The 23832-nt window shown below is 49.5% G+C and carries 17 protein-coding genes; 15 read left to right on the top strand and 2 right to left on the bottom strand.

Annotated elements, in window-relative coordinates; translation table 11 throughout:
* Positions 1-249: 249 nt before the first annotated feature.
* The 10 genes from ACTOY7_RS03745 (at position 250) to ACTOY7_RS03700 (ending at position 13337) form a co-directional block, all read left to right on the top strand.
* Positions 250-438 carry a hypothetical protein gene (locus ACTOY7_RS03745; protein WP_482671828.1) on the top strand — a complete coding sequence of 63 codons (189 nt, stop codon included), beginning with the start codon at positions 250-252 and terminating at the stop codon, positions 436-438.
* 210 nt (positions 439-648) lie between these two features.
* Positions 649-2832 (top strand): NAD-dependent epimerase/dehydratase family protein, encoded by a 2184-nt coding sequence (locus ACTOY7_RS03740; protein WP_160284121.1) that lies wholly within the window; start codon positions 649-651, stop codon positions 2830-2832.
* Positions 2829-3803: a hypothetical protein gene (locus tag ACTOY7_RS03735; protein ID WP_160284122.1), complete on the top strand. Its 975-nt coding sequence runs from the start codon at positions 2829-2831 to the stop codon at positions 3801-3803. The genes ACTOY7_RS03740 and ACTOY7_RS03735 overlap by 4 nt, the downstream gene beginning before the upstream one ends.
* Positions 3804-3805: 2 nt before the next feature.
* Complete coding sequence (locus tag ACTOY7_RS03730; protein WP_482671825.1) at positions 3806-6100, top strand: hypothetical protein; 2295 nt, start codon at positions 3806-3808, stop codon at positions 6098-6100.
* 11 nt (positions 6101-6111) lie between these two features.
* Entirely contained in the window at positions 6112-7995 is a 1884-nt protein-coding gene (locus ACTOY7_RS03725) for a DUF2194 domain-containing protein (RefSeq protein WP_160284124.1), read from the top strand.
* Between the two features lie 21 nt (positions 7996-8016).
* The gene (gene pelF / locus ACTOY7_RS03720; RefSeq protein WP_482672013.1) at positions 8017-9447 is read left to right on the top strand and encodes a GT4 family glycosyltransferase PelF; all 1431 of its coding nucleotides are present in this window, start codon (positions 8017-8019) and stop codon (positions 9445-9447) included.
* Positions 9448-9468: 21 nt separating this feature from the next.
* Complete coding sequence (gene pelG, locus ACTOY7_RS03715) at positions 9469-10932, top strand: exopolysaccharide Pel transporter PelG (protein ID WP_482671932.1); 1464 nt, start codon at positions 9469-9471, stop codon at positions 10930-10932.
* Positions 10933-10934: 2 nt separating this feature from the next.
* Positions 10935-11345, top strand: a complete 411-nt coding sequence (locus ACTOY7_RS03710) for a DUF2304 domain-containing protein (RefSeq protein WP_160284127.1) — start codon at positions 10935-10937, stop codon at positions 11343-11345.
* The gene (locus ACTOY7_RS03705) at positions 11332-12561 is read left to right on the top strand and encodes a glycosyltransferase (RefSeq protein WP_482671931.1); all 1230 of its coding nucleotides are present in this window, start codon (positions 11332-11334) and stop codon (positions 12559-12561) included. The genes ACTOY7_RS03710 and ACTOY7_RS03705 overlap by 14 nt, the downstream gene beginning before the upstream one ends.
* Positions 12558-13337, top strand: coding sequence for a glycosyltransferase family 2 protein (locus ACTOY7_RS03700; protein WP_300885710.1), 780 nt, complete (start codon positions 12558-12560; stop codon positions 13335-13337). The genes ACTOY7_RS03705 and ACTOY7_RS03700 overlap by 4 nt, the downstream gene beginning before the upstream one ends.
* Positions 13338-13394: 57 nt before the next feature.
* Here the strand turns inward: ACTOY7_RS03700 and ACTOY7_RS03695 are convergent, their stop codons facing one another.
* Positions 13395-14819 (bottom strand): DUF4832 domain-containing protein, encoded by a 1425-nt coding sequence (locus ACTOY7_RS03695; protein ID WP_482671889.1) that lies wholly within the window; start codon positions 14817-14819, stop codon positions 13395-13397.
* A gap of 75 nt (positions 14820-14894) precedes the next feature.
* Here ACTOY7_RS03695 and ACTOY7_RS03690 point away from each other — a divergent pair, with 75 nt between their 5' ends.
* The 4 genes from ACTOY7_RS03690 (at position 14895) to ACTOY7_RS03675 (ending at position 21108) form a co-directional block, all read left to right on the top strand.
* Entirely contained in the window at positions 14895-17102 is a 2208-nt protein-coding gene (locus ACTOY7_RS03690) for a glycosyltransferase (protein WP_482671888.1), read from the top strand.
* An 11-nt stretch (positions 17103-17113) separates the two neighbouring features.
* Positions 17114-18238 carry a Coenzyme F420 hydrogenase/dehydrogenase, beta subunit C-terminal domain gene (locus tag ACTOY7_RS03685; protein ID WP_394683782.1) on the top strand — a complete coding sequence of 375 codons (1125 nt, stop codon included), beginning with the start codon at positions 17114-17116 and terminating at the stop codon, positions 18236-18238.
* Positions 18239-18313: 75 nt separating this feature from the next.
* Positions 18314-20038 carry an ABC transporter ATP-binding protein gene (locus ACTOY7_RS03680; RefSeq protein ID WP_482672012.1) on the top strand — a complete coding sequence of 575 codons (1725 nt, stop codon included), beginning with the start codon at positions 18314-18316 and terminating at the stop codon, positions 20036-20038.
* 62 nt (positions 20039-20100) lie between these two features.
* Positions 20101-21108, top strand: coding sequence for a glycosyltransferase family 2 protein (locus ACTOY7_RS03675; RefSeq protein WP_160284132.1), 1008 nt, complete (start codon positions 20101-20103; stop codon positions 21106-21108).
* Positions 21109-21194: 86 nt separating this feature from the next.
* Here the strand turns inward: ACTOY7_RS03675 and ACTOY7_RS03670 are convergent, their stop codons facing one another.
* A complete protein-coding gene (locus ACTOY7_RS03670) occupies positions 21195-22226 on the bottom strand; it encodes a glycosyltransferase family 2 protein (RefSeq protein ID WP_482670412.1) in 1032 nt (343 codons plus the stop codon).
* Positions 22227-22633: 407 nt separating this feature from the next.
* Here ACTOY7_RS03670 and ACTOY7_RS03665 point away from each other — a divergent pair, with 407 nt between their 5' ends.
* Positions 22634-23827, top strand: coding sequence for a SpoIID/LytB domain-containing protein (locus tag ACTOY7_RS03665; RefSeq protein ID WP_482670433.1), 1194 nt, complete (start codon positions 22634-22636; stop codon positions 23825-23827).
* The last annotated feature ends 5 nt before the right edge of the window (positions 23828-23832 follow it).

Raw genomic sequence — 23832 nt, 5'->3', positions numbered from 1 at the left:
CATATTTCAAATCGCTCCATTACTGTGGAACGCCTCCTTATGAACTATTATACTGTATTAAAATGTATGTGTAAATACCAAAGATTTATTAGTACACCCAGTACTTATACGGTGTCGTGCACTTGCTGAACGGCATCCGGTCATACAGTGACAGGGCGGGCTTGTCGCAGAGCAGGCCGCTCTGCGACAGTTCTTACCCGGTCAGAACTGCAGCTCGGAATGATACTTTCCAGGGAGGTCGGCAGAGCCATGCGGAACAGTCAATGGAATGAGAAGAAGGCATATGAATTTATAGAATCAGAACCAAGGCTCAGCCTGGACAAGGCGGAGGAGATTTTAAAAAATGTATATCAGGCAGCCGGGATATCTCCGCCCGACAACTGCGCGGAGATACTCCAAAGAGGCGTGGAACATCATTCTGAGTATAAAGATGCCTGAGTTTTACAATGTGTAATAGATTTTGGGTGATTTTTGCAATGAGGGCATACTTTTTCTAAATTTAGGAAGGATGCCTTTTTTGTTCGCTTAGAGTGTCCGGACAAAGAAAAGAATATGCGCATTTATTCCGAACGGCAGCGGACTCGTCTGCGGCAGAGCAGCTGCTGGCCAGAACGGATGCAAAAAAATATAAAGAAAATGGTGAACAGCATGGTTGTATTATTGATAGGCGGCGGCAGTGCGCTGATGGACGCGATGATCAGCAAACTGGCCAAGAACGGTCATCGTGTATACCTGCTGACAGGGCAGAAAAACAATCGTTCCTCTTATAAGAAGGTATTTGAAAAATATGATTTTCCGTATGACAGCGGGAGCATCAAGGATATTTTTGAGAGTACCAGGCCGGATGTCGTTGTCTTTATGGGGGCATTTGACACGAATTTTGACTGGAAGGAAGACGCCAGACAGGAGTCGGTCCGTTATGTGGCGGGAATCGTAAATCTCTTGTCTGCGTATAGTGTGGTCAAGGGGGGAAAGTTTGTATATTTCTCGTCCCATGAAGTATTCAGCAATGTATATATCGACAATGTTTCCGAGGACGAGCCGGTGTCTCCCAAGGGATTTAAAGCAATGGCCCTGGTTCAGGGGGAGGAAGCCTGTGAGAATTTCCGCAGGACACAGGGAACGGATACGATGATCCTCCGGTTTGACCATATGTACTGGGTGCCGGAAAAAGGAAAGACGGAGGACAATGACTGTTTTCGGATGTGTCTGGAGGCATTGAAAACAGGAAAGATTTCGGCAAATGAAAGAAGGGCATTTTCCATGATCTATATGAATGATGCTCTGGAGCTGGCTTACAGAGTGCTGTGCGAAGAGAAGCCGAAGCATTCTATGTATAACATTTCGTCCGCAGAGACGATCAATGAAAAACAGTTTGCCGAGAAGATCAGAGATGAGATGGGGGAAGGTGTATCGGTTGCTGACAGCGCTGTAGGCGCAAACAGTCGTCTGGTGCTGGATTGCGGCAGATATAAGGAGGAGTTCGAATATGAACTGTTCCATGATTACGACAATGGAATAAAATCTGTGGTTCATTTTATGATACGCCACAGCAATTCCTTTATTTTGGATGAGGATGAAGGTGCCGGTGTAGGCATGAAGATCTGGAACCATATCCGGAGGATCTTCAAGGCATTATTGCCTTTTGCGGAGGCATTGGCGGTTTTTGCGCTTGCATATTTTCTGGACGGCAGGGCGGCGGACAGCGAGTTCCTGGCAAAGCTGGATATTTACCTGCTGTATGTGCTTCTGTTTGCCATTGTACACGGACAGCAGCAGGCGGTATTTTCGGCGGTACTTGCGGTGATCGGATACTGCAGCCGGGAGATGGCGGACAGCTCCTTATTTGAAGTGCTGCTGGATTACAATACATATGTCTGGATGGCGCAGCTGTTTATTGTGGGCCTGACAGTGGGATATCAGAAGGATCAGCTGAGTTTTATCCGGGATGAGGGGCGGTGCAGAGTTCAGTACCTGAACGGACAGCTGCGGGACATCGAAGATATCAATGACAGCAACGTAAAACTGAAGCATAATTTTGAATCCCAGGTAGTGAATCACCGGGAAAGTCTGGGGAAGATCTATGAGGTTTCGTCCTCACTGGAACAGTATGGACCGGAAGAGGTGCTTTTCTATGCGGCTCAGGTGCTGTCCAGGCTGATGGACTGCAGGGATGTGGCAGTATATAACGTTGCCAACCGGGATTACGCAAGGCTCTTTTCCGCAACCTCCCCGGAGGCGCGCAGATTGGGAAATTCCATCAAGTATACGGGGATGGAAGAACTGTATAACGAGCTGAAAGAACACAGGGTCTATATCAATCGGAATATGGTTGAGAAGATGCCGATGATGGCAAGTGCGGTATACTCAGAGGATGACATGCAGCTCATCATTATGCTCTGGGGCGTTCCATGGGAACGTATGACGCTGGGCGAGGCAAACCGCCTGACGATCGTAGGCTATCTGATCCAGAATGCGGTCGTCCGTGCCAACCGTTATCTGGATGTGCTTCGGAATGAGCGTTACGTGGAAGGGACCAGCGTGCTGGAGGAGGAAGCATTTACCCATCTGGCGAAAGCGTTCTTTGACGCAAAAGATAAGGGGCTGACGGAGTATATCCTGCTGGAGATCTTCACCAACGGGTGGAACTATGCGCAGGCGGCAGACAGGCTGGGCGGCACGATGCGGCAGACAGACTATCTGGGGCTCTTCAAAGGCGGAAAACTGTATGCGCTGCTGCCGAATACCAACAAAGAAACTGTTGGCGGCATTATAGAACGTTTCCATGAATTAGGTTATACGTGCCGGATTGACGAGGAGGCAGTACTATGACCATGGCAAGAGATGAATACATCTTCCTGATCGTCCTGGCTGTCAATTTTATCGTGTCAGTGGTCTACCTGATCGCAGGGGTAGTGATTGTAGTGCCGGCCCGGGCATCGCTGGCGGATGAAAACGGCACGGAGATCTTATATGACAACAGGCGGACCTATGTGATCCGTTTCATTGAAATGATTTTGTGCCCGGTCATCGTTCCGCTGTTTTTTCTGATGGGGCATCTGTTTTATCTGTTCGTGTTTTGGAGGGAAGCGAACCTGGCAGATGTAGTTTTCAGCAAAGACCGTGTCAAAACAAACCAGAAAGCGGATGAGGAAGTAGAGCGCAATATCATTCCTCTGGAAGAGGCTCTTCTGGTGAATGAGAAAAAGGATCTGCGGTCGGTGTTTGTCAATGTGATGCGGGAAGATATCAGGAGCTCTCTTGCATCTATCACACTGGCACTGGACAGTGAGGACTCGGAGACTTCTCACTATGCGGCTGCGGTGCTGTCGGATGAACTGAACAAATTCCGGATGTTTGTACAGAAGCAGCTTCTGGAGATCCGGGAAAGGGAGCATCCAGATACGGAGTGCGAGGAGCTTCTGGTGGACTATATGGACCACATTTTAAAGCAGCACATTTTTTCTGATCATGAACAGCGGAAATATGTGTATGAGATGGCAGAGATGGCCGAACTGCTCTATGAGAAGGATGCTTCCAGAATCACACTCGAGAGATATGAGGCAGTCTGCCTGAGGATCCTGGAGATGAAGGATTATGAAAACACTGCAAAATGGTGCCGGCGTATGGAAGAACAATATCCGGAGGAGCTTTCTACATATACCTGTAAGCTGAAGCTTTATTTTGCGGATCAGGACAGGGAAGCGTTCTTCAAAACGCTGGATGCCCTGAAAAAGTCAGATGTGATCATTGACCGCGAAACATTGGAATTGATCCGGATCTTCAGTACAAGGAGGCAATAACGATGTCAATGTCTATTCTTTCCATATTGCAGCTCGCAGGGATATCGGCAGCATACGTTCTTGTGGTTCTGATGCTGCCCTGGCTATTTCTGCGCAGACGGCTTGCCGGCTTCGGCAGTGTGTCCGTGAGATTTATGATCTATTTCCTCACCGGGAATTTTTATATTATCAATCTGGTCTATCTGCTGCAGCTGCTTCACATATCCTGCTGGCTGACCCTGTTCTTTGGAACATTGGCTCCGTTTCTCGCAGAAGCTTATATAAAATACAGAGGATCTTTTCTGAGCATTCTGGAAAAAAGGCTGAACCGGCTTCTGCTGATCTTAGGCGGGGAGATCGGCAGAAAAACACTGCTTCTTCATATCAGAAGAGGGGTGATGCGGTTCGCCGCTGCCGCAAGAAAAAAGCGCGGAGAATTTATAAAAACGTTCGGGGCGGAGATTTTTCTGGTTGTTGGCCTGATCGTGCTTTTGCTCTATATGTATGGAACGAATGCGGTCAATGTGTACGGCTACTGTGCCTCTGATATTGTGCTGCATAATTACTGGATCAATGAGATGGGACATAACAATATCTTTGCGGATGGTGTGTATCCGTTTGGTATGCACTGCCTTTTGTATCATCTGCATGGATTGTTTGGAATCCATACGCAGGTCCTGCTGAGGCTCTTTTATGTGATACAGACGGTGATGACGCACCTGGTCCTGCTGGCATTCCTCCGGAGTGTGTGTAAATCCAGATATGCTCCGTACATCGGGATTATCATCTACATTGTCTCGAACAAATTTTACTACTATACCTATATCCGATATCATGCGACTCTGCCCCAGGAGATGGGCATGGCCTTTATCTTGCCGGCCGCTTATTTTGCGATGGCGTTCTTGCAGGAGACGAATTTTGCGTCCAGATTTGCGGGAAGAGGCGGCTCTGACGCGGAAGATGCCTTCGTGATGGAGGCAGGGGGAGGAGTTGAGCGGGAGACGGATGGCAGAGAAACAGGGAAGGAAAAAAAGAAGGAACGGGCGCTTACCATCCCCGGATTCTATCTGGCGTTATTTGCTGTCAGTGTTTCGCTGACATTGACCGTTCATTTTTACGATACGATGATCGCGGGCCTGTTCTGCGCCGCGATCGGTGCGGGATTCTGTTTCCGCGTATTTCGATGGAAGTACTTTAAGCGGATCGTGGCGGCAGGGATTGCCGGGATCCTGCTTGCCGTCTTGCCTATGGCGGCGGCATTTGCCACCGGTACCCCTCTGCAGGCCTCCCTGAACTGGGGAATGGCACAGATGCAGTCTTCCGCGCCGGGAAGTACACAGGCCTCCGGCGGAAGCGGCGGGGATGAAGGGCTTTCGGCACTGGAACATATTGTGGACAGGATGGATTATTTTGTGGCCTATGACATGAAGACGGCAGAGGTGATCGTGGGAAGCATCGGCATCCTTTTTCTGCTGGGAGCATTCTGGATCCTGTTCCGGAAGGTGAACTATGGGGCTGTGATCATATCCATCAGCATCTATATGGGAGCCATGGCTGTTCTGCAGGCTTCGGCACAGCTGGGACTGATCCAGATTCTGGAGGTTTCCCGTTATTCGGTTTATCTGGGATATGGGATCCCGGTTGTATGGAGTCTTTGTGTGGATGCCGTTTTGTTTATTTTGTTCCGAAAAGCAAAGGTGCTGAATTTCTGCTCTTTTGCGGCTTTGACAGCAGCCTGCGTTCTGACGGCGAAAACAGGGATGCGGGCGCCGGTATGCGTAAGTCCCTATGAGACGAATGAGGCCATGATCTGCCTCAATAATATTATACGGGAAAATAAAGACGAAGCATGGACAATCTGCTCTGCCAATGATGAACGTCAGATGCTGGGGGACTACAAGCTGGGGTATCACTACGAGATGATCAAATTTATACGGGATATGCGCTCGTTTGATAAAGACACTACTATCACGATCCCGACCGCTACGGTTTACTTTTTTGTGGAAAAGCTCCCGCTTCTGTACCGGGATTATATCAATACAGAAAAACCGGAACGGACCGTATCCCGGGAAGGGGCGAGAATGGCGATCTCGGAACGGCCGGGAATCCTGCCCTATATCGGAGATGACCGCTGGGTTACGATGTCACATATGTATTATTGGGCGCAGGCATTTCAGGAGCTCTACCCAAACGAGATGGAGGTCTATTATGAGTCGGACAATTTTGTGTGCTACCGTGTGAAACAGAATGGGTACAGCCTGTATAATTTTGCGATAGATTACGGATATAACGGATATGACAAGACAAAGAAAGATTAGGAGAGGGGAATATGATATCACGCCGGAATTTTTTCATAATTACATTATTAATGTCTGTTGTATTCTTTCTGTGTATGTTTATCAATGATTTGAGGGACAGATTCAATGATTATGGTGTCAACGGCTTTGCCACCGGGACGGCGGAGGATTATCCCTCCAAGGTCAATATCTATGTACCCGAGAGCCTGCGAGGAGACAGAAAATCCGTACTGGAGAAGACGGAAGGCGGAGAGGAGAATGAGGAAGTCCCTGTTTCCCGCGGAAAAGCTGTCTGCATCGGCGGTAAGAACGGGATCCTGCAGGAGGTCGTGAAGGAATGGGCAATCTATACCAAGCGGAATATTGCCGGGTATGCTTCCCTCAAATCGTATCATAAGGCGGAGAAGGATACGGCACGTCCGGAGATGCTGGTGATTGATTCCGGCGCGGTAGACTGGAACCGGAAGAGTGAAACGGAATTTCTGATGGAGCAGGTCAGAGAGGGAACCCATCTGATTTTTGCGACCCTTCCGGAGGTATCCGTGATCCGAAGGAACAGGCAGCTTCAGGAACTCCTGGGCATCCGGAAGGTAGAGCGGACGGAGACGACGGTGGAGGGGATCCACCTGTACGATGGGTTCCTTCTCGGCGGCGAGATGGTTTATAAGGCCGAGAAAAAGAAGGACCGGAAATATCAGGATATGGAGCTTACATTCCCCTGGTTCAGTCTGACCTCCGGGACAAAGGTCTATATGAAGGGGATTCCGGAGGACGAAAAGGTAGAGACAGAGGACTATCCGGTTGTGATCTGGCGGAAGAGCTTCGGGTCGGCATATGTATTTGCCGTAAACGGCGGATATATGGAGGGGATTGAAGGCTTAGGGCTGCTTTCCGCCATGTCTGCGGAGATGTATCCCTATGAGATCTATCCGGTCGTAAATGCGCAGAATATTGTATTGGCCGGGTTCCCCGGTGTGGCCGATGAAAATCGGGAAGAGATGGAGAAGCTTTACGGACGCTCTGTTAAGCTATTGTGCCAGGAAAATATATGGCCTGCAGTCACTGCGGCAGTACAGGATTATTCCATGGGACTGACCTGTCTGATGTCTCCTCAGTATGACTATTCGGATGACAGGCTTCCGGATCCAAAGCAGCTTACGTATTATATGAAGATCTTTCATGAAAAATCTGCGGAGATTGGTCTCTCGGGGCTGAACGTGTCGAATACGCCTGTGAAGGAGAAGCTTGCAGAGGATCAGAAATTCCTGAAGGAAGCGGCGGAGAGATTCCGGTTTGCATCCTTTTACGCAGGGGATATGGGAGAGAAGGAAACTCTGGAGGCTCTTCAGGAGGATATCCTTTCCTCCGTGAGGACTGTGGTTCGGGACTATGATGAGAAAGACATCAGCCTCCTGGGATACCTTACAGAGCATATCACGGAGCAGCGCGCGGTCATCAACGGGCCGGAGTATTCTTTCCTGCGGGATTTTCGAACCCGATGCGTGGAAACGGCGCTGGGGTATCTCAGTGTGTGCTGTGATATGGAGCGTATCGCATATCCCAGAGGGGACGAGGATTCGTGGGATGAGCTTTCCGTTGAATTTGTAAAAAATGTGGAAGCCTATGGGCGGAACCTGGAAGGTTTTTCCGGCACGACAGCAGCGGAATGCGATGAGAGGATCCGAAGCTTCCTGGCTCTGGATTATACGGAGAGCCGGAAAGGGGATACGATCCGTCTGCAGGTCAGCGGAACAGACGGAGCAGCATGGTTTATTTTCAGAAATTACGGCAATGACATAAAGGAAGTAGAAGGCGGAGGTTTTCAGGAGCTGGAAGAGGGCGTATATCTGATCGAAGCAAAGAGCAGCGAGATTTCGATCGTTCTTGAGCCGGCGGATGAGAGATTTTATTACTGACCTTCTGAAAGGAGCGATCAAGTGAGAGTCTGCATCGTTGTAGAAGGATGTTATCCATATGTGACAGGCGGCGTATCCAGTTGGGTGCACGGCTTGATCCAGTCTTTTCCGAAGCTGGAGTTTGTGATACTGGCAATTATCAGCAACCATTCCATGAGCGGAAAATTTACATATCAGATTCCGGAAAATGTGACAGAGGTACATGAACTATATCTGGAGGATGCTGACTGGAACCGGAAGGGCAGAAAAAAATTAAAGCTGAACAAATCCGAGTACCAGGCCTTCCGCAGCCTGGTGCATAACCGGCGTGTGGAGTGGGAATCGGTATTCCGGCTGTTTCAGGAAAAGCCGGTTTCTCTGGATAAGCTGCTGATGGGGGAAGACTTCCTGCAGATCGTAAGGGAATATTATGACCTGCATTACAGTCAGCTCGTTTTTTCAGATTTTTTGTGGACGGTACGCTCCGTGTATCTGCCGCTGCTGTTTACCTTGAAGATGGAGCTTCCGAAGGCGGATCTGTACCATTGCGTGGCCACCGGATATGCCGGTGTACTGGGCAGTATGGCGAAGGTGCTTTATAACAGCCGGCTGCTGATCTCGGAGCATGGGATCTATACCAGAGAGCGGGAGGAGGAACTGCTGCGGGCGGAATGGGTGCAGGGGGTATACAAGAATATATGGATCGACCAATTTAAGAAGATGTCGAAGCTGGCATATGAGAAGGCTGACCTGGTGACCAGCCTGTATGAATATGCCAGGGAGCTCCAGGTAGATCTTGGCTGCCCTGTGGAAAAAACGATGGTCACGCCAAACGGGGTTTCTGTAGAAAGGCTGAAAGATCTTCCCGGCAGGACGGAAGAGGACAAGGGAAAGATCAATATCGGCGCCGTGCTTCGTGTGACGCCGATCAAGGATGTGAAAACAATGATCCAGGCATTCAGCTTTGCCAAGGAGCGGGAACCGAGACTGAAGCTGTGGATCATGGGGCCCATGGATGAGGACGAAGGGTATGCAAGGGAATGTCTGGAGCAGGTGGAGGCGCTGGGGATTGAGGATGTGGTCTTTACCGGAAGGATTGATATCCGGGATTATCTGGGCAGGATGGATATGACGATCCTGACCAGCCTCAGTGAAGGGCAGCCTCTTACCATTCTGGAGGGATATGCCGCGCATAAGCCGGCCATTGCCACGGATGTAGGGAACTGCCGGGGACTCATTTACGGCGAGACCGATGACTTTGGGGATGCGGGAATCGTGACCCATATCATGAACGTGGAGGAGATCGCGCAGGCGATGGTAGATCTGGCGAGGAACGAACCGCTGCGCCGTCAGATGGGCGAAAATGGTTACCAGAGGGTGATATCGGGCTACCAGATCGAGCATATGCGCAGAAATTACCGGAAGATCTACAAGGACTTTTCAGACAGCCTGGGGCTTCCATGGGAAGAATAGAGGGAGAGGAGGAGAAGGTCAATGGACGGCATAGGAGAGAAACTGAGTAAGATATTTGAAAAAAATTCGATCACAACCTATCTGATCGGGTTTGCCTACAGCTCTATGTCAACGGTGACTCCAATGTTCGTGATCATTATGAATATTCTGCTGATGGGGTACTTCCTGGAGTTCAGCAGTCTGGGGCTGATCGAGCGGGAATTATTTTCCTGTACGGTACTGTATATATTTATTTTTGCGCTTTTGACCTGTGCGCCGTTTAATTCAGTTCTGTCCAAGTATATGTCTGATGTGATCTATGAGGAACGCTATCAGGATATCAGGCCCTGCTATTACCTGGGACTCCTGATGAATCTTACCCTCAGCAGTCTGGTGGGCATTCCGTTCTGCCTGTGGGAGCATTTTGTCGGCAGGGTGGATGTATTCTATGTATTTACAGGTTACTGCGGCTACATTGCGCTGGTTCTGGTTTTTTACTCCATGATCTACCTTTCCATCGCAAAGGCCTATGAGAAGATTTCGCTGTTTTATACACTTGGGATGGTCTGGGCATTTTTCCTGTCTCTGTTTCTGAGATTTGTTTTAAAGTGGGGCATCAGGGAAAGTATGTTGTTCGCCCTGACCACAGGGTTTTTCCTGATCGCTTTTCTGGAGATTGCGGTTGTGAAGCGTTATTTTCTGGAGAACAGCAATCGGTATAGTTCCGTGCTGAGGTATTTCAGAAAGTACTGGCAGCTGGTGATTGCCAACTTCTGTTATATCCTGGGATTGTATGTCCATAATTTTGTATTCTGGACTACGGATATGAAGCTGGTGCTTGTCAGAACCTTCGTCTGCAACCAGCCCTATGATATGGCCACATGCCTGGCGATGTTTACCAATATATCCGCTACCATCATTTTTATCACCCGTGTGGAGATGTTCTTTCATGAGAAGTATAAGAACTATTCCGAATCGGTCATCGGAGGGCGCGGAAGAGACATTGACATTGCCAAGAAGGAAATGTTCCGCCAGCTGTCCTCGGAGCTGATGAGCCTGGTACGCATCCAGTTTATCATTACATCCGTGGTATATCTGCTGTGCGTGGTATTCCTGCCGAGATTTGGATTTTCTGATCTGACGCTCAGGATCTACCCCTGTCTGGTGGTGGGATACTTTATCGTGTTTTTGATGTATTCTGAGATTATCTTTTTGTATTATTACAATGACCTGACCGGTGCTGCGCTTACGTCATTCACCTTCTGTCTGGTCACGTTTCTGGGAAGTATTCTGGCAACGAGGATGCCGGAACTGTGGTATGGGATCGGCGTGGTAATGGGAGCTTTTTCCGGATGGACGGTGGCGTATTTCCGCCTGCGTTATATTGAGAGGCATCTGGATGCCCATATATTCTGCGTGGGTTCGCTGTTAAAGCCCGGAATGGGGACGCGGCCGCCCAGGAAGGTATACGATAAAAATGTACAAACGAGAAGTGAGGAGGCTTAGACATGGATGCCAATATGATAAGGATCGGAATTGGGCTTGTAGGAATTCTGCTCATGGCAGCCAGCTTTTTGATGCATTCCTATAAAAAGATTACAGTGAACTATACTGTGATCTGGGTATTGCTGGGAATTGTGCTGTTTCTGATTGGGATTGTTCCGGTATTCTCGGAATGGACGAGATATCTCGCGACAGGGACGGGGCTGGCATTTTTCTGCGTGGGAGCCATATTTTTGTTTGAAGAATTCCGGACAAGCGCGATGATCTCCCAATTGATCCTCAGGGAGCGTGAAATGGCCATGCATGTGGCTTTGCTTAACCAGGAAAACGAGGCGATTCTGAAAGAGCTTGACAGGCTGAGCAGGCTGGTGGGAGAGGACCATGAAGACAAGGAAGAATACAGTGAAGAAAAGTAAAATTCTGTTCGTTGTGAATACGTTGGGACGGGCAGGCGCGGAGACAGCCCTCCTGGAGTTGCTGAGACACTTGGACAGCCCGGAGTATGAGATCTCTCTTTATGTGATCATGGGACAGGGCGTGATGATCAATGAACTGCCGTCTCATGTAAGACTCATGAATACCAGGTTCAGCAATCAGTCCGTACTGACGAAAAAGGGAAAGCGGATCATGATGCGGACCGTATGTACTTCCTTTCTTCGGAACGGAGGATGGTTTCGGAAGCTGCGCTTTATTATGAAGAATTATACGTCCATGAGTAGAACCGGGCATGTTCAGCCGGATAAGCTGCTGTGGCGGATGATTTCCGATGGTTCTCCGCATTTTTCCGAGAGGTTTGATATGGCTGTCGCATATCTGGAAGGGGCTTCTGCCTACTATGTAGCGGAGCATGTGAAGGCTGACCGAAAATGTGCGTTTGTACATATTGACTACGAGAGCGCAGGATATACCAGGGAGATGGATCAGGGCTGCTGGGAGCGGTTTGATCGGATCTTTACGGTTTCCGATGAGGTGAGATCCCATTTCCTGGTGGTATACCCTGAATGTTCCTCAAAGACAGAGATCTTCCATAACTTGATTGACCAGGAAGGAATCCGGAAACGGGCGGAGGAAGAGGGCGGCTTTCAGGATACGTACCAGGGGATGCGGCTTCTGACTGTAGGGAGGCTGACATATCAGAAGGCGTATGATATCACGGTGGAGGCGATGAAGCTTTTGAAGGACGCAGGTCTCAGGGCAAGGTGGTATGTGCTGGGGGAAGGAGACCAGAGGAGTAGGAGTATGCTGGAGAAAAAGATCGCCTCCCTGGGGCTGAAAGAGGATTTTGTGCTTCTTGGAGCCGTAGCCAATCCGTATCCCTACTATGCGCAGGCAGACCTGTACATCCATGCCACCAGATTTGAAGGGAAAAGTATTGCCATTCAGGAGGCGCAGACGTTGGGCCGCGCGGTGATCGCTTCGGACTGCAACGGCAACAGGGAGCAGATTATAGACGGAGAGGACGGCATACTCTGCGAATTGACCCCGCAGGCGATCGCGGACAGTATTGCAGACCTTCTAAAGGATCACGAAAAGAGAAAACGGCTCGGACAGGCGGCCGCAAAGAAAACAACAGCTCAGAAAGAAGAGATCGAAAAGCTGCTCAGAGTCTTGCCAGGGGGACAAAGATCATGAAGAATAAAGAACTATTGATCATCATACCGTCTTATAATGAAGGGAATAATATCCGGAGACTGCTTATGCAGCTGGAAGCGTTGGAAATGAAGGATATCGCGGATATCCTGATCGTAAATGACGCCTCCACAGATTCCACAAACTGGATCGTAAAGGAAATGCAGTATCCCATGCTCTCCCAACTTTACAATATGGGGTATGGCTGCGCTCTGCAGACGGGCTATAAATACGCGGTGCGCAGGGGATATCAATATGTGATCCAGATGGATGGGGACGGTCAGCATGATGTGTGCAATATTCCGGTGATCTACCGGAAGCTGAAGGAAGCAGACGTGGACGGACGATGCCCGGATATCGTGCTTGGAGCAAGGTTTATGAAGGAGAGCTCTGACTTTCCGGTCTCCCTGCCGAAACGGATCGTCTATACGATGTTCCGTTTTCTGATTCGAATGATCACGGGAAATCAAATCGCGGATCCGACCACCGGATTGCAAGGATTAAGCAGAAAAGCATTTTTGTATTATTCGAAATATGATCACTTTGACGATAAATATCCGGACGCAAATATGATCATCCTGATGATTCTGACCAAGTTCCGGGTTGTGGAGATCCCGGCGGTGATGCATGCGAGGACCGAAGGAAAGAGCATGCATTCCGGGCTGAAGCCATTCTGGTATATGCTCAGAGTCATGTTCAGCATCCTGATCGTAGTATTCCGGGTAAAGGTGCTTAAGATGGATGCGGAGGTGGGACTTCTGAGCTCAGATAAGATCTGATATGCCGAAGAGGGTAAGACTCATTTGCCCTTTGATTTTCGAAAGAACAGTAGAGTCCTACTTGGGGAATATGGTAATATCCAGATGTCCGAGTGTATGTCCGTTGCTGGTAACGATGCCTCCATTGGCAAGATAAATCGGACTGCCGGAAATCGGGTCACTGATCTTGAGAGCGATATCATAGGAGCCTGTGGCATATTCGCGGAAATGGACAGGAAACGTAAGGGTGACCTGTTCCCCGGGAGCCCAGAAGCGGGTATCTGTTTGGACAGGGAGGGTAAAGGTCCTGTTCGTGGCCGCTTCCGTCAGAATCAGGGATACGTCAAAGGGGCGGTAGCAGTTGGAAAAACCGATATTCTCTAAAGTGACGATCAGCTCCGCGGTCTTTTCCCAGGGGAGAGCCTGCGCGCATTCGGAGGAACGAAGAACATACCGGTATCCTAGATGCCTGGAAATATAGTCAAAACCGTTCATGCCGTGATACGGTGAAGCTTCCGTACAGAGCGCGGCCCGCCATTTGGAAAAAACGGCTTCGTCATAGGCGCTGTTGAGGTAGGAAACGCGTGCAGCCGAAAGATCCGTCACAGCAGCGGGAAAATCATTGTAGGGATTGGGCACCACGACTTCCCCTCCGTTGGGGACATAGGCGCATAAACGGTTTTGGAACGCAAGTTCATCCTGTCGGCTTCTTTTCTGATTGTATGAGAATTCACCGAAGTCGGAGTCGGGAGCATAGGTGCTCAGGTCCGTATCCGAGCCAAGCATGCCGTCATTGAACAGGCTGAGTCTGGATGCCAGTGATCCGTTAAAGGCCGCGGATCTGTCAATCGGTTCCTCAGAGTCCGCAAGAAGCCGCCACTGCTGGGGCGTGCGGACAGCCAGGAAGATTTCGGGATCCGTGACGGAGGCCAGGTGGCTTGTCAGAGTGATCATATCCTCATTGTTTGCATAGCGGGAGCCGTGCATCTCTCCCCAGGGACCGATGAAGATGCCCTGCAGGAGATAGACACAATCGGAATAACGATTTACGGCTTCTGATGTCTGCGATATATGTGTCAGGATCAGGGAAAGATCCCGGGGCTCCGCTTCCAGCGCGTTTCCGTCCCAGTCGTAGAAAAAGCGGAGGATCAGCTGTCTGCCCGTGGACTGCCAGCTTTCCAGAACCTGATCGAGAAGGGAGAGACCGTAATCGCTGATGGGGCGGTCCGCATAGTTTTGCAGATTAAATTCCAGCAGCGCAAGGCCGGCCCGGTGTTCCTGATCAAGAATTTCGGACAGATCATAGGACGCGGTATCAGAAAGCATGTAATTATGGATCTGATACCAGCCAATGTATGGGTTTTGAAGCTCTTCCGTAGATTCCGCACAGGTGTCGGGAGTGTAATTGACAAAACGCAGTGTCAGGAATAAGAGGAATATTCCGGCGATCAGGCAGATGCAGATTGTGGAAGAAACAGCGATCAGAAGTTTTTTTAATTTCATGGTCATGGGATTCCTGTCTTTACAAAGTTATTTTTTAAAGCAGGGACATTATATCACCTTTTGGAGAGAAAAGCTATGATGAAAAAAGTATCGGTTATCATTCCGATGTATAATTCGGAAAAATATATCAGACAGTGTCTGGATTCCGTACTCAGGCAGACATTCCAGGATATGGAGATCATCGTGATCGATGACGGTTCCACGGACCGGGGGCCAAAGATCTGCGAGGAGCTGGGGCGGACGGACGACAGAATCCGGCTGCGCCGCCGGAAGAACGGAGGCGTTTCCGCGGCAAGAAATTATGGGATTGAGACAGCGGGGGGAGAATATCTTTTTTTCCTGGACAGTGACGACGTGATCCATCCGCTCCTGATAGAGAACATGGTCCGGCAGGCAAAAGAGCGGCAGGCGGATCTGGTGTTCTGCGGTTACAGGAAGCTGGAGGCGCGGAAACTGGATGCGGTATTGGGTACGGCATGGGAGGCGGAGGTGCCAGAGACGGCATGGGAGGCAGAGACATTGGCGGCAGACCGGAAGAAAGATATACGTGTCCGGTTTGAGACGGCAGAGGGAAAAGACGCGGAGAATTGGTTCCATATCCAATATGTGAATCAGCTGTCAGGGATCGGTGGGAAGCTGCTGCGCAGGTCTGCCATCGGAGATCTTCGGTTTGACAGGCGTCTGACAAATGGAGAGGACACCCTGTTTTTGTACTACTTTATCCGAAATCAGATCCGGGCTGTCTATCTGCGGAAGGACTGGTACTATTACAGGATCCATCCGGAGAGTGTGACACAGTCCTCAGCAACGCAAAGTGGAAAGCGATATTTTGAAAGCAGCAGAAGGATCCGGGATGAAGAATACAAAAGAGGGAATACGGATTTTGCGCTGACCTGGGAACGGTTTGGTATCAGGCAGATCGAGAAAAACTATGAGATGCTGAAGAATGCGGGGGACCAAAAGGGCTGCAGAAGCTTGAGAGAGCTTGCGGCCAAAGAGAGAAGGCATCCCATGTTTCAGCAGCTTGTCCTAAGTGAAAAGCTGCTGTATGACCTGTGCTTCTTTTGCCATTCCATCTTTGTTCCGGTCAACCGCCAGGTGCCCGGGCTGCTGAAATGGAAGGAGGCATTTACGATGAGAAAAAGGCATTCGGATATTGGGATCATTACGTTCCATTGTTCCAATAATTATGGCGCGATGCTGCAGGCTTATGGTCTGAAAACCTTTCTGCGCAGAAATGGGAAACAGACGGATATCGTCCGTTATGAGCCATTTTATATGACCGGCAGGCATTGGTGGATCCCTTATACGCCGATCAAGGGACTGAAAGGACGGATATGGGGACTGTTCAATATGTGGAATGAGTTCAGGATTCATCTGCAGTCAAAGGAGGACTTTTCCAGGCGGCTGAGTAATATGAACTATTTCAGATATAAGTACCTGGTAGATAAAAGGCAGAAGAGGGTCTTATCCTTAGCGGGCCTGAAAAGGCTGAAATATCCATATTATGTGGTGGGAAGCGACCAGATCTGGAATCCGGATATTACCTGCGGGCTTCGCAAAGCATATTTCGGCGCGTTTGATAATAAATGGAAGAAGAAAGTCATTTCCTATGCGGCCAGCTTTGGTGGGGCGGAGCTTGCCCGGCGTCATGACAAGGAATTTTCGAAACTGATCCGTCATCTGGATGCCATATCTGTCCGGGAGGAGGCTGCAGTCCCGTATGTGGAAAGGCTTTATGGAAAAGAAGTGACAGCCGTTCTGGATCCGGTATTCTTCCTGAAAAAGGAGTCCTGGCAGAAGGTGGAACGGATTCCGGACAGAGTGAAGGACAGAAGCTACATTCTGGTTTATGTTACGGAGCCAAACGAGGCAATGTCGGATTACGTGAAGAAGCTCTCCCAAGAAACAGAGCTTCCCGTTATCGAGGTGCGTGCCGGACAGCTGGGGACCAATGCGGGCTTTGAAGTGGACCACACGGTAGGGCCTGCGGAATTTTTAGGGTATATCCACAAGGCAGAGTATGTGGTATCCAATTCCTTCCACGCGGTGGCGTTCAGTATGATCTATGAGAAGCAGTTTCTGGCATTTGTACACAGCCGCCTGGGAGCCAGGATGAGAAATATTATTGACATTCACGGACTGCAGGACAGGTTATGTGAAGAGAAACCGGGGATTGATATCCATGACAAGATAGACTGGGAGACTGTAAGAAAGAGGACGAAGGAAAGCGTGAGAGCATCCGGTGAGTTCCTGCTGAAACACTTGGAAACCGGGGAATAAAAGGTGCGGATATGAAAAACTTGTATGTGAAAAAGAAAGAGTGCTGCGGCTGCGGCGCATGTGTTGATGTCTGCCGGAAGGACGCGGTTCGGATGGTCATTGACCGGGAAGGCTTCCGCTATCCGAAGATTGACGGGGGATTATGTGTAGACTGCGGACGATGTGAAGATGTATGCCCTATTAAAAAGCAGAGTCCGAAAAAAGAGGGGTCCCGGCAGTATTTTGCTGTACAGGCAAAGGACGAAAATGTACGGTATGCCAGTTCCTCCGGTGGAATGTTCCCGATCCTTGCGGAATATGTATTTCGGCAGCAGGGTGTTGTTTTCGGCGCCGCTTATGATAAAAATATGAGAGTGGTACACCGGGAGATCCGCAGCAGGGAAGAGCTGGATTCGGTGAAAAGGACCAAATATGTTCAGAGCAGTATGAAAGGGACCTACCGGAAGATCGAGACGCGGCTGAAAGAGGAGCAGTGGGTGCTGTTCTGCGGAACGCCCTGCCAGGCGGAAGGCTTAAGGCTTTATCTGAAACAGCCGTATCCAAGACTGATCCTGGCGGATCTGGTCTGCTATGGGGTGCCTTCCCCGGGAATCTGGGGAGATTACGTGAAGCACCTGGAAGAGAAGCATGGCGGAAAAATGACAGATTTTTCATTCCGGGATAAAAGGATGCGCGACAGCGGGCATACCTGTGCCTATGCGATCGACGGACAGGAGTATTTCGGCTCCTTATATGCGGATGAATATTGCAGGATGTACTTTACCAATCATATCCTGCGTCCGTCCTGCCATGACTGTAAATTCTGCACGGTGGAGAGGAACAGTGACATTACGATTGGGGACTTCTGGGGGATTGAGAAGGTGAAGCCGGAGATCGACGACGGTATGGGAACCTCGCTGGTCATCCTCCATACGGAGAAGGCCCGGGACATATGGGAAGCAGTCCGGGATGAGGTTTCCTGGTTTGCCTGTGAGGAGAGGGATGCGCTCCAGCCGCGGCTGACAGATCCGACAGAGGCAGCGAAAAGCAGAGGTTTGTTTATGACCTCTTACAGGATGCTGTCATTTTCACAGCTTCTGAGACTTCATAAGGTGCTTGCGTTAGGCAGAGCATTGTTAAAGAAGCTGAAGAAATAGATATCGCTGTGGAAGAATGGAGCAGCTGTGCAATGGCAGAACTTAAATGGTAACTGTTCGAAGCAGGATACCTTGATGAATCAAAGGGGAAATGATATGGCGGAAATGTTCAGATATTTGACAGGAATTTTGGACACAAGAGAGCAGAAGATATGGAAGGTATATGCGGTTTTCAGTTTGATCAGCCCGATTGTAGATATTTTCAGCTTTTCTGTGATTATTTATATCATCAATATTGTAGTGCGTGAAAACGGAGCGGATCCGAAGCTGACTGCATTTACCTTTTTTATGGTGCTTGTGTCCATATTAAAATGCCTTTTTGAATTGTATAAGAGCAAGATTGCGAATCGATTTGTGTATGACGGTGCGCAGAAGCTGTCTATGAAGATTTATGAACTGCTGATCAAAGAGGAGTTGATGGAGCACAATAAGAAGAGTGCCATCCAGGCGATGAATATTGTGCGCAATGATACGACAAACTGTATCCAGATCATTACAGACTTCATTGAATCCGTGATCAATGGGATTACCATGGCGGGATTTGCGGCGGTGCTGATCTATGTCTCCAGGTGGATCGGGATTGCAAGCTGTGTGATCCTTCTGCTCCTTATGGCTCTGATTTTTTTTCGGACTCGAAAGAGGATGCAGGACTACGGGGAAAAGAGCAGGGCCTGTTCGATTAAGGCAAACTCCCAGATCACCATAGCCTACGGTTCATTTAAGGAAATGAAGATCGATGATCGATCTGCCTTTGTACTGAGCAAATATGAGGACGCGAGCCAGGCATTTGCACAGGTCCAGGGGGAATTCAAGTATAAGATCAGCAGTATCGCGGTGATTCTGCAGAATTCTATTATGGCGGCTATGTTTGTGATCCTTGCGGTGATCCTGGTGTTTGGGACGAACCTTGCGGCGATCCTGGCGCCCATGGTGGTGTATATCACGGCATTGGTCCGTATGTTGCCGATGGCATACAACATCCTGAACGGAATGAATAAGATCGAATTTGCGAAAAAGCCTTATGAGGCTGTGAAAGAAGCAATGGCGGATTACACCCGGATGAAGGAAGAGGAAGAACGCTCTGAAGCGGTTCGGCAGAAAAAGCTGACCCTTCAAAAGGGGGTTTCTGTCAGAAACCTGACCTTTGGATATACTGACAGGGCGCAGATATTTCAGGATGCTTCGATAGATATACCGGTGGGGTGCTCCATTGCGGTGATCGGAGCATCGGGTGCGGGAAAAACGACCTTTGTGGACCTGCTTCTGGGCCTTTTGAAGCCCCAGGGCGGCCATGTCTTTTTTGACGATTATGATATCGTGACCCAGTCGGACGAGGAAGGGCCGTGTAAGGCCAGCATGGGAGAAATGGTCAGCTACATTCCGCAGACGGTTTATCTGAACGGGGAGACGATACGGAATAACGTGGCCTTTTTTGAAGAGGAAGAGGAGATTGATGACGCGCGGGTGATTGAGTGTCTCAAATGTGCCCAGATCTGGGAGGATGTTCAGAACATGGAGGATGGGGTACATACTTTGATCGGCGCCAATGGAATCACTCTGTCCGGAGGGCAGAGGCAGAGGATTGCGCTGGCAAGGGCGCTGTATAAGGATTTTGAGCTTCTGGTTATGGATGAGGCTACGGCCGCGCTGGACATGGAGACGGAAAAGGCAGTCATTGATTCCATTCGCCAGATCAAGGAGAATAAGACGCTGATCATGGTGACCCACCACATGAGTTTGGCAAATGAATGTGACGTGGTGTACCGGATCGAAGATAAGAAAATTGTGCAGGTAAGATGATTGGAAATAATATGCAGAAGCGTTGTTTGCGGCGGTGATTCTGTATATAGAAGGAGGGGCGGATGGATCAGAAGCAATATGAATACAACGCAGGCCGGGTATCCATAGTGACTCCGGTCTACAACGGGGAGACGCATTTGGCAAAAATGTTGGATTCCGTGCTGGCTCAGACTTACCCGGATGTGGAGATGATCCTCGTGGATGACGGTTCAGCGGACGGTACGGTCAGAGCAGCGCAAAATTATAGTGAGAAATTTGAGGAAAAAGGGTATGGATACCGGATCGTCCGGGCGGAGCATAAAAATGCGTCCGCGGCGATCAACCAAGGGCTGCCCTTTGTGTCGGGGGAATATCTGATCTGGCCGGACAGCGACGACTATCTGGAACCGGAATCCATCCGGCGCAGGGTAGATTTTCTGCGGCAGCATCCGCAGTATGCGTGCGTCCGGTCGCTGTCCTATTACTTTGACGAGGAGACAGGGACAAGAAGCGAAAAGGCGGACGAGCAAAGAGGAGACCTGAAAAAGCTGGATCTGTTTTGGGACATTTTAGAATCCAAAACCTTTGTCTGCTGCGGATGCTATATGCTGCGGACGAAGGCATTTTTTGAGGTGTACCCGAAGCGGCGGATACCGGAATATGATGTGGGGCAGAATTTTCAGATGCTGCTGCCGTTTATGTACCGGCATCAGTGCCCTACGATTGAAGAGGAGCTGTATGGGGTTGCGGTCAGGGAGGGCAGCCATTCCAGGACGGTATTGACCCAGGCGCAGGAAGAGAAAAAGTACAGGGATTATGAAAAGCTGGTGGATGAGATTGCGGAAAACTGCGGGATCACGGACCGGGAATCGAGAGAACGGATCCTCTGCTGGAAGGCAAGGCGCAGATATCAGATCGCCCTCAAGTACGGCCGCAAAAAGGCTGCGGCCAATGCGCTGGTCTGGCTGCACAGGTGCGGCGGATTCCGTGTCAGCGAAGCGCTCAAGGAGATCATCTGGCTCTATTTTGTGAATGGCTGGGTGGAAGAGAAGATTTATCCCATATACCAGAAAATCACCAGCAGGAAATAATAGGGCAGGCAGAGTCCGATGGGTTTTCAAGCATTTCTCTGCCTGATTGATGCAAGATTTTCTGGCATATCGAAGAAGACGATGATTTAGAAATCGTTTCCTTTCAGATGCCTGTAGCTGGCCCGGCAGATCAGATCTGCCATGCGGTAGCATTTCAGGCGGAAGAAGAAAACTAGGATTTTTCTCGGCAGTATCCCGCTTTTCAGGTTATACTTCATGGCCTTCCGGTAGATCGCATTTTTCTGCATTGCAGCGCACATCCGGCATTTTGTCCGGTAGGATCTGGGGCTTAAGGGGCTGAATACCTCCCAGATCAGGACGTAGGTCAGATTTTCAAGGCAATAAGATTCGTATGCAGGTTCCAGAAGGGGGAGCATATGGCAGTGCTCTAAAAGCTGCTTTAACTGCCGCAGCAGCCTTGCATGGTTCTTAAGAAGTCCGGACCGGAAGCCATGGGTCGCGGAGCCCATATGGATATCATAATAGTAAACGGGAATTGAGGTATATGCACAGGAACTGGCCCTGAGCTGGTATTCCAGATTGAACAGCAGGTCTTCCCCGACGGTCAGGCCGGGAGAGAAGCGGATGGAATATCGGTTGATGATGGATTTTCGGTAGGCCCTTGCACAGGGAGTTCGGAAATCGGCGCTACCGCCTGCGTACAGGGGCTGCGGCACAAGGATCCGCCTGATCAGCTCCCGCATTTCTTTCCCCTGAAAGGTCAGGGTACGGACCGGATAAGCCGCAGAAGCCTGCCCTGCGATGTGCTTGGAAAAATCAAACAGCAGCAGGTCTTTATCCTGATGGATTTCTTTGGCGATCAGGCTCAGGAAATCTTTGGAAATGAAATCATCGGAATCAACAAATACGATCCATTCTCCGTGACAATGGTCCAGACCGGTGTTTCGGGCGGAGGAAACGCCCTGATTTTTCTGATGGATGACTTTGACGCGGCTGTCCTGCCGGGAATATTCTTCGCATATGGCCGGACTGCTGTCGGTGGAACCGTCGTTGACCAGAAGGATCTCAAAATCATCACAGGCAGAATGTAAGACGGAATCGATACAGCGGCGGAGATATTTTTCAGTGTTGTAGACAGGGATTATTATGGAAATCATGTTTTTCATCCTTTCGTTTGGCTGGGAAATGGCAGTTATATGGTACGCTTGGTCAAGGTATGACCTGTAACGAATGGGAATGTGTCACATACTGCGGACAGCAGCCTCAGCTTCATACATTTAATATAATATAGCTGCTGTAAAAACACAATGGTAAGATTACAGGCTAAAATCGTAAATAGAAAGAATGAGAAAAATTCCGGCTGTATCAGTAACGGCAGGAATTCATTTGTTAAAAAGAGGAACATATTTTATGAGGGGTTCCGGGAAAAGGAGCAGTGAATCAATTGGGTACAGATGAAAAAAAAGACGGAAAACAGTTGCCACAAAAAGGGACAGGAAAAAAATTCAAATACGGAATTATAGTTTTAATCGCATTGCTTTTGAGCGGAGGCTTTGTGGTTACTATGAGGAGAGTGCCGCTGGATGAGCCGCCGATTGATAATCCGGATTACAGGATCGTGATCCGGACCAATGAATTTGCAGAGGTGTTTCACCCGGACATGGAGATTTCGGCAGTCGGGGGAATGACGCTTCGCTATGGGGAAGAAAGCCAGGAGGTAGCTGCAGGGGAGATTGAGAAATTTATTCCAGATGATCCGAGATTCGAAGATGGTGAGGATAAGATCAGGATCACTGCCAACGATGGAGGGGAGATCACCCTGCACAGTATCCAGAGAGCATATGGAACGCCGTCTTATGCGGGAACTATCGAGCTGCGCCGGACAGAGGAAGGGCTGGTAGTGATCAATGAGCTCCCCCTGGAAAAATATTTATGCAAGGTCGTACCCAGTGAAATGCCTTTTTACTATGAACTGGAAGCGCTGAAGGCCCAGGCAGTCTGTGCGAGAAATTTTGCGTATAAGCAGATCATGGATCCCGGATATCCGGAATATGAGGCGATCCTGGATGACAGCAATGCGCGCTATCAGGTATATGGAAACTGTCAGGAGGATGCGTTTGTGAATCAGGCGATCGAAGAGACAAAGAATCAGGTCATGCGTTACAAAGGCAGGCTGGTCACAACACTTTATTTTTCAACCTCCTGCGGATATACGACAGGACTGGAGGCATGGGGAACAGAAGAGGACGAGGCCAGCCGGTATCTGAAATCCGTAGAGGTAAAGGGAGACGATGGAGACTATGAGGCAGAGATTCCGTGGTATAGATGGGAGATCCGGATTCCTGTGGAGACATTGTCGAGTCAGGTGAGCTTAAATACGGAGACGGACATTGGCACCATTCAGGATATCGAGATCACGAAGACCGGGGACGGCGGGATTGCGCTTGAAGTCAGGATTACCGGCGACAAAGATACGGTAACAGTGGAAACGGAAAATAAGATCCGGAAGGCTTTGGGCGGTACAGGCGCTGAGGTTGTAAGACAGGACGGATCTGTCGAACCAGGTACAGCAATGCTTCCGAGCGCATTCTTTACGATTGAAAAGGAGGGGGACGCATTTGCGGTTTCGGGAGGCGGATTTGGACACGGAATCGGAATGAGCCAGAATGGCGCCAATGAGATGGCAAAGAAAGGGAAGAACTGCGAGGAAATACTGAGTTTGTTCTTTTATGACGTAAAGGTTGAAACGGAGGAATGAATGTA

Source organism: Schaedlerella sp. (assembly GCF_056796775.1).
This window is presented reverse-complemented; position numbering and strand designations above follow the sequence as displayed.

Excerpts from the sequence above, each read along its gene's own strand:
- ACTOY7_RS03745 (WP_482671828.1), top strand. The coding sequence starts at position 250 with ATGCGGAACAGTCAATGGAATGAGAAGAAGGCATATGAATTTATAGAA.
- ACTOY7_RS03740 (WP_160284121.1), top strand. The coding sequence starts at position 649 with ATGGTTGTATTATTGATAGGCGGCGGCAGTGCGCTGATGGACGCGATG.
- ACTOY7_RS03735 (WP_160284122.1), top strand. The coding sequence starts at position 2,829 with ATGACCATGGCAAGAGATGAATACATCTTCCTGATCGTCCTGGCTGTC.
- ACTOY7_RS03730 (WP_482671825.1), top strand. The coding sequence starts at position 3,806 with ATGTCAATGTCTATTCTTTCCATATTGCAGCTCGCAGGGATATCGGCA.
- ACTOY7_RS03725 (WP_160284124.1), top strand. The coding sequence starts at position 6,112 with ATGATATCACGCCGGAATTTTTTCATAATTACATTATTAATGTCTGTT.
- pelG (WP_482671932.1), top strand. The coding sequence starts at position 9,469 with ATGGACGGCATAGGAGAGAAACTGAGTAAGATATTTGAAAAAAATTCG.
- ACTOY7_RS03710 (WP_160284127.1), top strand. The coding sequence starts at position 10,935 with ATGGATGCCAATATGATAAGGATCGGAATTGGGCTTGTAGGAATTCTG.
- ACTOY7_RS03700 (WP_300885710.1), top strand. The coding sequence starts at position 12,558 with ATGAAGAATAAAGAACTATTGATCATCATACCGTCTTATAATGAAGGG.
- ACTOY7_RS03695 (WP_482671889.1), bottom strand. The coding sequence starts at position 14,819 with ATGAAATTAAAAAAACTTCTGATCGCTGTTTCTTCCACAATCTGCATC.
- ACTOY7_RS03690 (WP_482671888.1), top strand. The coding sequence starts at position 14,895 with ATGATGAAAAAAGTATCGGTTATCATTCCGATGTATAATTCGGAAAAA.
- ACTOY7_RS03685 (WP_394683782.1), top strand. The coding sequence starts at position 17,114 with ATGAAAAACTTGTATGTGAAAAAGAAAGAGTGCTGCGGCTGCGGCGCA.
- ACTOY7_RS03680 (WP_482672012.1), top strand. The coding sequence starts at position 18,314 with ATGAATCAAAGGGGAAATGATATGGCGGAAATGTTCAGATATTTGACA.
- ACTOY7_RS03675 (WP_160284132.1), top strand. The coding sequence starts at position 20,101 with ATGGATCAGAAGCAATATGAATACAACGCAGGCCGGGTATCCATAGTG.
- ACTOY7_RS03670 (WP_482670412.1), bottom strand. The coding sequence starts at position 22,226 with ATGATTTCCATAATAATCCCTGTCTACAACACTGAAAAATATCTCCGC.
- ACTOY7_RS03665 (WP_482670433.1), top strand. The coding sequence starts at position 22,634 with ATGAGGAGAGTGCCGCTGGATGAGCCGCCGATTGATAATCCGGATTAC.